Genomic DNA, 11,898 nt, shown 5'->3' on the forward strand with positions numbered 1-11,898 from the left:
CACACCGGACCGAGTATCTAGGAAACCGGTGTCATTTACAACCGGACCTACCGCGTTCTGGAACGCGGGGCACGTAGTTCAATACGTGCCGCGCTGAATGTAGGGCACCTGCGCGAACAACTTCCGCTCTTCACCCCGGGGATCGTTGACCAACTGCGAAGTCGCATCGAACACCATGGTCGCGCGCGTCGGCAGTTCATACGGACGCCACTCGGGAATGCCGGCGTGCGTCGGCTTGCCGGTGCGCGCGAATGCGAGGAACGCTTCGCTCATTTGATCGGCAGTCTTCTGCGCTTCGGCGCTCGTTCCGGTCAGCGACCCCGGTTGGGCGATGTTGTCGAACACCAGCGGAATGTCCATGGTGTGCATTGCGCCGTATCGGCCGTTCTCGAGCGGCGAGCGATAGTTCAACTGATACGCATAGGCCGGCGAGCCTTGCGCCGCGCGCAGCTCAGCTTCGATGACGGCGCCGCGCCACGAACGACCAGCCGTAGTCGCCGCGAAGAACACTTCAGTCGCGGAATATTTCGGATACAGCTTCCGATACTCCGCAATGACATACTCGGGCTGAATGTCGACGTGCAACTGGGGCAACAGGCGCTCCGGCAATTCTTCCCAGGTCAGCTGATGCACACCGGGCTCGTTGCCGAGGAAAGCGCGTGTCTCATCGAGTGTGTTGCCGATGATCATAGGAATGTCGGCCGCCAGCGGTGGCGCATCCGGATAGAAGGGGTGTCGCGGCAATGCCTGGTGATCGAGCACCGGTCCGAAATAAACATTGCGTCCGACCATGGTGGGATCGCTGGCGCGAGTCGCAGCGACCAGGTCCGCGGTCGGCACCTCATTCAGCTTCTCGATATCGCCAGGCGCGATCTTCAATGTTTCCAATACAGTCCGCGCGCGCTCGGTCGCGCCACGTGGGCCTGCAGCGGTGACCTGCTGACCGCTCATGGTCGCAGCTCGATGAAACAGGCCCTTGGCTGCCGGCATCGCCATCAGCGTCGCGATCTTCGCGCCGCCGCCGGACTGACCGAACGCCATCACCCGCTGCGGATCGCCGCCGATGCGTTCGGCGTGATCGCGCACCCACGTCAGCGCCTGCACCAGATCGAGAATGCCGACGTTGCCGGAGGTGGCGTATTTCGCTCCGCCGAATCGCGCCAGATACAAATGGCCGAACACGTTCAAGCGATGATTCACGGTGACGACCACGACATCGCCGCGATTGCACAGTCGCGTGCCGTCGTAGATCGGGCTCGAGCCAGAGCCGCTGCTGAACTCGCCGCCGTGGAAGTAGACCATGATCGGCCGCTTGCCACCGTCGCCCAGCGCCGGCGTCCAAACATTCAGGACCAGGCAATCCTCACTCGTCTGATCGCGCTCGCTGGGTTGTGGGCAAGACGGTCCGTAGCTCGATGCGTCCCGTGTTTTTTTCCATGCGAGCGGCGGCTGCACCGGCTGGAAGCGCGTATCGCGGGTGTCGGCGCCGTACGGAATGCCCTTGAAAACATGGACGCCCTGCGCCTTCACTCCAGCCACTTTGCCGAAGCGCGTTTGGAGCATGCTGCTCTTGCCCGAGTTGGCGTACGCGAATGCAGGCAGGCTCAAGCCGCCGGCCAGTAGCAGAGAGCTGCCGAGCAGCTCGCGTCGTGTCATCGAGGATTGGCGGGTCATTGGCACGTCATCTCACAGTCGGGATCAGGAGATCCATCCCTGGCTTTGCAGCCATTGGCGGCAACGTTCCATCCAGCGATCGCCGGTGGTGGCATTGTTCAGGCCATAGCCATGACCGCCGGCGGGATAGATCATCAGCTGCGCTGGAATCTTCCTGGCTTGCAATGCTTCGAAGAAGCGAATGCTGTTGGCCACGGGTACGGTGGCGTCGTCGGCGGCATGCACGAGAAATGTCGGCGGCGTCTGGTCGCTCACCGCGAGTTCCGTCGAGAAGCGCTCCATATCCGCTCGTGAAGGCGTGTCGCCCAACAGCTTCTGACGCGAGCCCCAGTGCACCGAGGCGTCAGTGAACGTGATGACCGGATAGATCAGCATCAGGAAATCCGGCCGCACGTCCGCACTCTTCCACTGAGGTAGCACCGGCGTGTTGAACAACGTGCCGGTGCTGGCTGCGAGATGTCCGCCGGCAGAGAAGCCCATCAAGCCGATGCGTGTGGGATCGATTTGCCACTTCGCTGCGTCACGCCGCACGGTAGCGACGGCCTGTTGCGCATCCTGCAACGGGCCGACGCGCTTGTCCTTCATATGCTTGTCGCTCGGCGTTCGATACTTCACGACAAACGCAGTCACGCCCATCTCGTTGAAGGCGCGCGCGACGTCGTAGCCTTCCTTGAGAATGGACACGCCACGATAGCCGCCGCCAGGCAATATGACGACCGCTGCCCGTTTCGGATCCTGCTTGGCTGGCCGATAGGCGGTGATGGTCGGTCGTGAGATATCCAGATAGAAGGGCCACGGCTCCGCCGCATCACGCAGCTTCTCTTCATCCGGCGCCAAAATCGCGCCGGGAATATCGCCAGGATACAGCGGTTGTGACGGCGGCTCGGCTGCGCCGGCCACCGTCACTGCCAACCATCCGAGCAAACCTAACGTCGCGTGACGCATCTTGTTGCTGGCCGTCATGACTTGGTCGACACCTCGATTGCCTCGTAGCGCATGTTACGAAACACCGCGGCGCCCTGCCCGGCGACATAGATCGCCGGCCGCAGACTCAGGAAGTCATATGCCACGTTGTGGTGGTAGCCGGAGACTTCCATCTGCACATCGTACTTCTTCCATTGCTTGCCGTCGGTGCTGTGGCGAATGGTCACGATGTGCTGATCGTTCTCGATCTGCAGGTGCAGTCGCCGACCGACGCCGGGCGGCAGTTTGTTACGGCGTTCCAGACCGTAGCGATGCATGACCAGGCCGCTCGCATTGAAGCCCAGCCCACAGTACAGCCGCTTGTTATAGAACAGCAGCAGCCCCGCCTGGGCGTTCTCCTGCAGTTCGATATCGACCGTGACGCGATAGGACGTGTCCGGAACGATGAACGACAGCGGCGAGCAATCGTACGGCTGCTCCCCTTTGCCGGCGATGCGCAGCGCCTTGTTCTGATACTGCACGCGGCTCATCTCGTTCGGTCCGGGGTTGTAGAACCCCCAGAGCACGCCGAAACGATTGGTGGAGAAATCATCCGACAGCGGCATGCCGTTTGGCGACGACCTACCTTTGGCCGGCTTGGCAATGGGTTGTGACAAATCGCCGCCCTTGGCGCGGAACCAGCCGTCCTTGGTCCACTCCACCGGATCGAGCAGCGTCTGCCGGCCGAGCGTCCAGTAACCGTTCTCGTAACCGTGATACACCATCCACCAGTCGCCGGCCGGACCTTCGACCAATGTGGCATGGCCACGCGACCACCACTTCTCTTTGGCAGAGTAGGTGCGAACGATGGGATTCGCTGGATCGTTCTCCCACGGGCCGTGAATGGACTTGGAGCGCGCGACGATGACCATGTGCCCGGTCGGCGGTCCCGCGGTCCCACCCACCGCTGTGATCATGTAGAAATATTCGCCATGCCGCATGACCTTCGGGCCTTCCGGCGCGAACGTTTCCACCACCCAATCCTCGGGATAGCGCCAGGGATCGTACACGTGCTCGACGGGACCGTCGGTGGCGAGACCATCATCGGTGAGACGCACGCGATCGCCGCCGCTGAGAAACAAATATCGCTTGCCGTCTTCGCCCACCACGTGGCCGGGGTCGATGTGATTCGGCAGGTTCAAGTCGATGGGGTCGCTCCATGGCCCGCGGATGTTGTCGGCGTAGATCACGTACGTCGACTTGCGATCCGGCCAGCGCGCCGGAATGTAAATGTAATAACGATTCTTGTGCTTGGTGAGCTCGCACGCCCACACCGAGCCGATCGGCTTGGTGAGCGTCGCCACCAGCGGCTGCCAGTTCACCAGATCGCGCGAATGCCAGATCACCACGCCGGGATAGGCATCGAACGACGAGAACGTCATGTAGTAGTCGTCGCCGTCCTTGAGAATGGTCGGATCGGCGTGATCGCCCGGCACGATCGGGTTCAGGAACGTGCCATCGCCAAGATCCGCCTGGCGCTGTCCCTCGATGCCCCGGCGCCAGGTTTTTTCTGGCGCCTTGGCGTCGCCGACGCAGGCAGTTGCACTTTGAGCGGTGGCGGGGAGAGTCCCCGCCGCCGCACCCAGGATCGCCGAGCCCAACAGCTCGCGTCGACTGATTTCGGTCATTGTCACCTTCGCTCAGAGTGAATACTGCAGGCCCAGATAGTACTGCCGTCCGGTGTGCACGTAGTTGTTGATGCGCTCCGCGTTGCTGTCCATCAGATCGGTGCGGTATTCGTCCGTGAGGTTGAGCGCCTCCAACGACACCTTGAAGTGATCGTTGATCTTGTAGCTGGTGGAGAAATCCACGTACGTCGACTCGTCCGTGAAGTCCATGTCGTTCGGCACACGCGAGTTCGCGCTCGTCATGAACGAATCGCGGTACGCCACCGACACACGCGCGCTGAAGGTGTTGTTGTCGTAGTACAAGGTCGCGTTCGCGGACTGCTCCGACAAGCCGACGAGATTGAGAATGCGCGGCGGCTGACCCTGCTCGGCGAAGTTCACCTTCGACTCCACGTTGGTGTAGTTGAGGATGGTGCCGAAGTTGCTCAGCCACTCCGGCCCGAACGTGAACGGCTGCTGATACTGGATTTCGAAGCCTTCCAACTTGCCGCCATTGCCGTTGATCGGTCGGCGGATTTCGAAGTCCTGCGTGGGCAGCGCCGGCACCTGATCCAGCAGGCTGTCCGGATAACCCAGCGTCGACCAGTTGGCGAACGAAACATTGTTGACCACGAACGAGTCGATGTCCTTGCGGAACAACGCGAGCGCGACCAGGCCCTCATCCGAGAAATACCATTCGGCCGACAAGTCATATGCATCGGCGCGGAACGGCTTGAGGTCCGGGTTGCCCACCGTCACCGTTGGCGGCGTAGAGAAGCCGCCGATGCTGATGCCAGGCGACAGCGAACCCAGCGGCGGACGCGACATCACTTTCGAGAACGAGCCGCGCACCAGCAGGTCCCGCACCGGTTCGATCACCAGGTTCACGGCCGGCAGGGTATCGCTGTACTTGTTCTTCTCCGTCGTGGAAACGTTCTGGCCGCTGCCCACCAACAAGCCGGTGGACGAAAGGTCCGTTTCGACGTAGCGCACGCCGACATCGCCACGGAACGGCAGACCGAACAGCGTCGTGTCGAAGTCCACCTGCACGTGATATCCCAGGTCCTCTTCAACCACGCTACGCACGTCGGCGGCGGTGGCCCGCAACGGGAAACAAACATCGTCGGTGTACAAACCGATGGCATCCGCCACCGCACGCACATCGCCCACGAAGAAATTGCGCGCCATGCCGGGCGCCAGATCGTTGTCGCCATAGCCCTGTTGACGTCCCAGAGCAGCGGTTACGGTCGTGCCACAGCTGGCATTGGCGCCCGTCAGAGTCTTGTCGCGCGCACCCGCGGCGACGTCGAATCCGTACTCCTTCCAGGACACGCCGCTCTTGAGTTTGAACGTGTCGTTGATGTCGAAGGTCGTTTCGATGCGAGCGGTATCGAACTCATTGCTTTGACTGCTCGGACGCTCGCGCACTTCCGAGAGGGTCCAGTTCGCCGGATTGCTCACGTCGAAGCCGTAGGAAATGAACGGCCGCTTGGAGTTGCCGCGGAAGTCGTACACGAAGTTATCGGAGTCGAAGTTCTCCAGAATGATGGTGGTAGCGCGCTCCACCTCGAGCTCCGACTTGGAGGTGCCGACCAGCGCGTTGAGGCGGAAGCGATCGGTGATCTCCTGGTCCAGCGTGAGCGAGAACTGGTTGAACTCGGTGTTCCATTCGTCGAGGCGGTTCTCGGAACGCACGTCGACGTCGTTGAATACGCCGTACACCATGCTGCCGTTGGCGTCGATTTCATAATCGAGCACGTCAGTCGCGCCGCGACCGGACGGATTGCCGCGCGACAGCGAGATCGCCTCGATGAATGGTTCGGTGCGCTCCGCGTCGAGCTTCGAATGCAGCACGTCGAAGCTCAAGGTGGTGGTTTCGGTCGGCTGCCACTGGATCGAGCCGGTCAGACCCAACCGGTCCTGGTCATGCTCGAACATCACATAGCGCGGGAAGCGCGCATGCACGGCGTTGTTGACGCGCGCTTGTTCGTCGGCGCTCAAGCCGGGCGGCAGGCTCTGCCAGAAATCGCCCGTAGTGGCCGTATTGGCGTTGCGCTCCCAACCGCCCGACTGCACACCTTCTTCGCGAGTCTGACGACGTGAGTACGCCACCGAGAACAACGCGCCCAGCGTCCTGTTGTCGTTGGTCATGCTGACGAGCGCAACGGCGCGCGGATCGGCTTTATCCGACAGCTCGTTGTAGCCCTGCTGATACGAGGTCACGAATTTGAAGCCGTCGAAATCCAGCGGGCGTGCGGTGAACAGGTCGATGGTCGCACCCAGCGAGCCTTCGTCGATTTCCGCGCTCGAGGTCTTGCGAACCGCGATCTGATTGAACAGCTCGGAGGCGAACACGTTGAAGTCGAACGCACGCGTGCGATTGGTGCCGACCGCGTCGGTGGCACTAGTCGTGGTCAGCGCTTCCATGCCATTGATACGGACGCGCGAGAATTCGGGGCTCAAGCCGCGGATGCTGATCTGACGACCTTCGCCGCCGACACGATCGATCGACACGCCAGGCACACGCTGCACCGACTCGGCCAGGTTGGTGTCGGGGAAATCGGCGATGTCCTCGGCGAAGATTGCGTCGACCGCCCCCGAGGTGGCGCGCTTGATCTCGAGCGACTGCTCCAGGCTCTGGCGATAACCGGTCACCACCACTTCTTCCACCGTGGACGCCGAGCCGGTGCTCTGCTCCGCTTCCTGAGCGCTCGCGGTCGCCGTGACCATCACACCTGCCAGTAAGACGTGCACCGCATTGCGAAGCTGGTGCGAATGTTGTGAAAACTTCGACATGAGATCCCCCATCCTGATCGAAAGGTATCGGTAACAATCGCGCACGCGCGATTGCCACCGAAAGGAACAAGCTACTTATTGCATCCGGTGCGCCGGACTGTCCGTACCGCCGGTGCGGTGTTGACCGGCACATCCGGTGCCGGCCGTGGTGATGAGTGCTGCTCTCACCAGAACATCGGCCCCGCGAACAACGGCACGGCCGGTGCGGCTGTCCACGCGGGCGACAATTGATAGTTCAACGGGCCGAAAGCTGCGCGGCGCGAGGAAGAAAGCTTCCCCGGCAAAGGTCGCCGGCTTGATGCCAACGTCTCAGCGGTGCTGATAGTTCGGGATATTGGGAAGGTCGGCGAGATCTCGCGATCGAGGACTCTGTGGCTGTTTGCGTGCGCCGGCATGCGGCTGAACGCAGCGAACAGCCCAGTGGCACACAAAGCCTTCTCTATCGTGTGCATGTCGTCTCCCCCGAGAATCTAGGCCGGCGGAGATATCTCCGCCGGCCGTTTTTATCGTCAGCCGGTCGATGTCGATTCGCAGTTAGCGATCTGGCACCTCAATCAGAACTGATAGCGGGCGCCCAGCAGATAGCTGCGACCCGTGTGGTGGTAGTACGAGAGCCGGTTGCCCACGCTGTCCACCCACTGATCCTCGAACTCGTCGGTAAGATTGATGCCTTCGAGCGTCAAGGTCAGGCTGTCCGTGACCGAGAAGCGCGCCGAGGCGTCGATCTGTAGCACGTCGGCGGTGCCTTCCAGATCGTTGCCGTTGCGTCCGGGCACCTGGGTCAGGAACTCGTCGCGATACGCCGCCGAAACGCGAGCGCCGAAGCGGTCGACTTCGTAGTACAGCGTGGCGTTGTAGGCGTTGCGGGACAGGCCCACCAGATCTTCACGCAAACCTTCGTTGTAGGTGATCTTGGAATCCACCCCGGTGTAGTTGAGCTGCACGCCGAAGTTGCTCCAGAAGCCCGGCAGGAACACGAACGGTTGCTGGTAGCCGATTTCGAAACCTTTCAGATCGCCGCCGGGGCCGTTGGCAGTGGTGTTGAAAGTCCAGTTCGCCAGATCCGGAGCGCAGTTTGGCTGCGAGCCGCAGGCGGCGATGGCCACGCTGTCCGGGATGCCGAACGGGTTACCCGTGAACGGAATATCGTCGACGGTGACGCCGACTGCGCGGCTTTCGATGTCCTTGTAGAACAGCGCTACGGAGAACAGCGACTCCGGAGCGAAGTACCACTCGAACCCGAGGTCATAGGCCTTGGCGCGCGTCGGATCGATGTTCGGGTTGCCCAGAGTGGCCGTCCGGTTGTTGCCACTGACCGTGACGCTGCCGCCCGGCGTAAGGATGCCGAGGTTCGGGCGTGACATCACTTTCGCCGCCGCTGCGCGCACGATGAAATCTTCGGTGACGTTCAACGCCAGGTTCAACGAAGGCAGCGTGTCGGTGTATTCGCGTTGCGCTTCGACCAGCACCGCCGCGCCGCTCAGGAAGGTGAAGCCCTGCGAGGTCTGGTCGGTCTGCACGTAGCGCACGCCAAGGTTGCCACGCAGCGGCATGCCTGCGACTTCCGTTCGCAGCTGAGCCTGGACGAAGTAGCCCATGTCTTCTTCTTCGACGCGGCGGTTGTTACCCAGCGACGGCGTGCTCGACAGCGGGATACCGTTCAAATTGAACAGGTTGGTGGCAGCCGCCATGTTCGGAATCAGGAACGTAGTGGCAGTGCCGGCCGGAATGCCGAGATCGTTGCCATAGCTGAACACGCGGCTGATGTCGGCGATCGGCGTGCCTTGGAACAAGGCAGCCGCACAGGCTTCCGCATTGGAAGTCGGGCTCTGCGTCGGACCGCAGAACGACGGGTCGATACGCCTCTCGGCGGTTTCGAATGTGAATTCCTTCAGCTGCACGCCGGCTCTGAACTGCAACGTGTCGGTCGCTTCCCATTCCACGTCGAGCTGATAGTTGTCGAACTCGTTGGTGGTGGCCTGCGGGCGCAAGCGGATCTGCGACAGGTACCAGCCGTTGGAGTTGACGGTCGAGGTCGCGCCGGCCGCCGGCGTGCCGTTGACGGTGGAAGTCAGATCGGTATTGCCGAAACTGATCACCGGCAGTCGCTTGTTGCCGCGGAAGTCATAAGACATCAGCGGAATATTGTTCCAGTCGAACAGCAACGTGGTCTGGACTGGATTGTCATGCTCGGATTCGGACATGCCGACGAGGCCGTTCACGCGCACCGTGTCGGTGATCTGTTGCGACATATCCAGCGTGACTTGTTTGAACTCGGTGCTCAGTTCGTCGTAACGCTGCTCCGAGCGGATGTCGACGTTGTTGAACACGCCGTAAACCAGCGTGTTGGAGCCGTCGATGACGGCGTCCTGCACGCGGATGCCGTTGGCGCCGCCGCTGAAGTTCGGCACTTCCAGGAAGGTTTCGGTGCGCTCGGCGTTGAACTCGGCATACAGCATGTCGAGGTTGATGGCGGTGCGATCGCTCGGAGCGAACTGCAGCGAGGCGGTCACGCCGAGACGATCCTGATCGTGCTCGTAATAGTCATAGCGCGGAATACGCGGCAGGAACGAAGCATTGATCTGATCGATGGTCGGCGTGCCCGTATAGCCCGGCGCCAGCGTCATCGCGCCCGAAGGGGTTCCCCAGCGCACCGTGCTCGAGCCTTCATCGACCAGCTCACGCTCCGTGTATGCCACGGAGAACAGCGCGCCGAAGCGGCCGTCCGCGAAGGTGTCGCTGACAACGAATGCCGCTCGCGGATTGATCTTGTCGGACAGATCGTTGTACTGCGCAGTCGCGGAGGTGACGAGAGTGAAGCCGTCGTAATCGAACGGCCGGCCGGTGCGCAGATCGACCGTCGCGCCCAGCGAGCCTTCTTCGATCTCCGCCGAAGCCGTCTTGCGCACGGTGATGGCGTTGAACAGCTCCGAGGCGAACGTATTGAAATCAAAAGTACGATTGCGGTTGGTGCCGCCCGCGGCGTCGGTGCCGCCGTTCGCGGACATGGCTTCCATGCCGTTCAAACGCACTCGCGTGAATTCAGGACTGAGGCCGCGCACGGTGATCGTGCGACCTTCGCCGGCATCGCGGGCGATCGACACGCCGGGAATGCGCTGCAGAGACTCGGCCAGGTTCAGATCCGGAAAATCGGCGATGTCTTCGGCGACGATGGCGTCGATCGCGCCGACCTGATCGCGTTTGACATCGAGCGCCTGGCTGAGACTTTCGCGGAAGCCGGTGACGATCACCTCTTCCACCTGGGCATCCTCTGCGGACCCACCCGTCTGTTGTGAAAAAGCCGCAGGACTAGCAGATAGCGCCGCGACCCCCAACACGGTTCGGACCGCAAAGCGGAGCGCACCGTGGCGACCCATCTTGGACATGACAACCCCCATTCAGAAAAAAAAGCCTAAAACCGCGGAAACCGACCTACCGGCGACTGGCTGCCCGGGTATGGCCGACTGCCAACCCTCGCGGTTTGGCCATCCCGATTTCTGACACCGGTAGCAGACTGCTGGCGCAGCGTTGACACCGGTGACAAAGGGAGGCTAACAGAGCACCCAGCCGAACGGCAAGCCACCTTGGGCGAACTGTTGCGACATACGCACAAGCAGGCCCGATACGCCTACAATCCGGCAGCCCGAGCGCCTTGGCGCCCAGGCCATCACACCTACTACGGAATCTCGATCGACATGAAACCGGCCATCATTTGCTTCGGTGAGGTCTTGCTACGTTTGTCGTCGCCCGGCAAAGAGCTCCTGTTGCAATCTCCACGTTTCGACGCTCACATCGGTGGCGCCGAAGCCAACGTTGCCGTTTCTCTATATAAATTCGGTCACCGCACCCGTGTCGTGAGCTCCCTCCCAGATTCAACACTGGGCAGGGCTTGCGCCGACGAGTTGAGACGTCATGGCGTCGACACCGACGCGATCAATTTTTGTGACGGCCGTATGGGAATGTACTTCCTGACTCATGGCGCAGGTCATCGGCCGGCCGAGGTTCTCTACGATCGTGCCAACTCTGCCTTCGCCATCGCGCCTCCCTCCTGTTACGACTGGGCTTCACTTCTAAAAGATGCTCGCTGGCTGCATGTCTCGGGCATCACGCCTGCCGTCAGCAGCACGACCGCGGAAGCGGCGTCGCAAGCGATGCAAGCGGCTCGCAAGGCCGGTGTACAGATTTCTTTCGACTGCAACTTCCGCGCGCGGCTGTGGGGCTCGCGCTCACCGGAAGCGCCGCAACTGTTGACACGTCTATGCGAACAGGCCGACGTGATCTTCGGTGACGATCGCGACATCGGCTTCATGCTGGGCTTCAAAGCCACGCAACAAGATGCGCGGCGTGAGGCTGCCGATCTGGCCTTCAAGTCTTTCAAGCATCTTCGTTATATCGTTTGCACCGAGCGCGCCCGCTCCAGCGTCGATGTTCAGCAGCTCACTGGATTGCTGTTCGACTCGAAGAACACCTACACCAGCCGCTCCTACCCTCTGCACAGCATCGTCGATCGCATCGGCGGTGGCGATGCCTTTGCGGCCGGCGTTCTGCATGGCTTGCTGACCGGGATGACGCCGCAGGCCGCCATCGATTTTGGCGCGGCCGCCGGCTGTCTGAAGCATTCCATTCCGGGCGATTTCAATCTGCTCGGCGTGGCGGACGTGGAGTTGTTGCTGTCCGAGAAAGGCGGCGACGTGCGACGATAAAAACTCGGGATCGGGCATCCTGCCACGACCCTCGTGCGAGTCGGCAATATGCGCGACTTTCGCCGATCGCTCGTCCCCTTGGGGATGAGGTACTTCCATGTACCCTTGATCGATGTCAGCGCCGTCCGCAGGCTCCTTTGCGGGCGGCGCTGACG

General features: G+C 61.7%; 6 protein-coding genes. 1 reads left to right on the top strand and 5 read right to left on the bottom strand.

Annotation, left to right across the window (positions count from 1 at the left end; translation table 11 throughout):
• Positions 1-78: 78 nt before the first annotated feature.
• From JM946_RS03435 to JM946_RS03455, 5 genes are all read right to left on the bottom strand, one after another.
• Positions 79-1,674: a carboxylesterase/lipase family protein gene (locus tag JM946_RS03435; RefSeq protein WP_203165735.1), complete on the bottom strand. Its 1,596-nt coding sequence runs from the start codon at positions 1,672-1,674 to the stop codon at positions 79-81.
• 24 nt (positions 1,675-1,698) lie between these two features.
• Positions 1,699-2,637: an alpha/beta hydrolase gene (locus JM946_RS03440; protein WP_203165736.1), complete on the bottom strand. Its 939-nt coding sequence runs from the start codon at positions 2,635-2,637 to the stop codon at positions 1,699-1,701.
• On the bottom strand, positions 2,634-4,265 hold the full coding sequence (locus tag JM946_RS03445; RefSeq protein WP_203165737.1) for a family 43 glycosylhydrolase: 1,632 nt from the start codon (positions 4,263-4,265) through the stop codon (positions 2,634-2,636). The genes JM946_RS03440 and JM946_RS03445 overlap by 4 nt, the downstream gene beginning before the upstream one ends.
• A gap of 12 nt (positions 4,266-4,277) precedes the next feature.
• Positions 4,278-7,040, bottom strand: coding sequence for a TonB-dependent receptor (locus JM946_RS03450; protein ID WP_203165738.1), 2,763 nt, complete (start codon positions 7,038-7,040; stop codon positions 4,278-4,280).
• Between the two features lie 554 nt (positions 7,041-7,594).
• Positions 7,595-10,300 carry a TonB-dependent receptor gene (locus JM946_RS03455; RefSeq protein ID WP_203165739.1) on the bottom strand — a complete coding sequence of 902 codons (2,706 nt, stop codon included), beginning with the start codon at positions 10,298-10,300 and terminating at the stop codon, positions 7,595-7,597.
• Between the two features lie 435 nt (positions 10,301-10,735).
• Between JM946_RS03455 and JM946_RS03460 the strand changes: the two genes are divergently transcribed.
• A complete protein-coding gene (locus JM946_RS03460; RefSeq protein WP_203165740.1) occupies positions 10,736-11,743 on the top strand; it encodes a sugar kinase in 1,008 nt (335 codons plus the stop codon).
• Positions 11,744-11,898: the final 155 nt, after the last annotated feature.

Origin of the sequence: Steroidobacter gossypii, from assembly GCF_016801985.1 — a bacterium.
Lineage (GTDB): Bacteria > Pseudomonadota > Gammaproteobacteria > Steroidobacterales > Steroidobacteraceae > Steroidobacter > Steroidobacter gossypii.

Excerpts from the sequence above, each read along its gene's own strand:
- JM946_RS03435 (WP_203165735.1), bottom strand. The coding sequence starts at position 1,674 with ATGACCCGCCAATCCTCGATGACACGACGCGAGCTGCTCGGCAGCTCT.
- JM946_RS03440 (WP_203165736.1), bottom strand. The coding sequence starts at position 2,637 with ATGACGGCCAGCAACAAGATGCGTCACGCGACGTTAGGTTTGCTCGGA.
- JM946_RS03445 (WP_203165737.1), bottom strand. The coding sequence starts at position 4,265 with ATGACCGAAATCAGTCGACGCGAGCTGTTGGGCTCGGCGATCCTGGGT.
- JM946_RS03450 (WP_203165738.1), bottom strand. The coding sequence starts at position 7,040 with ATGTCGAAGTTTTCACAACATTCGCACCAGCTTCGCAATGCGGTGCAC.
- JM946_RS03460 (WP_203165740.1), top strand. The coding sequence starts at position 10,736 with ATGAAACCGGCCATCATTTGCTTCGGTGAGGTCTTGCTACGTTTGTCG.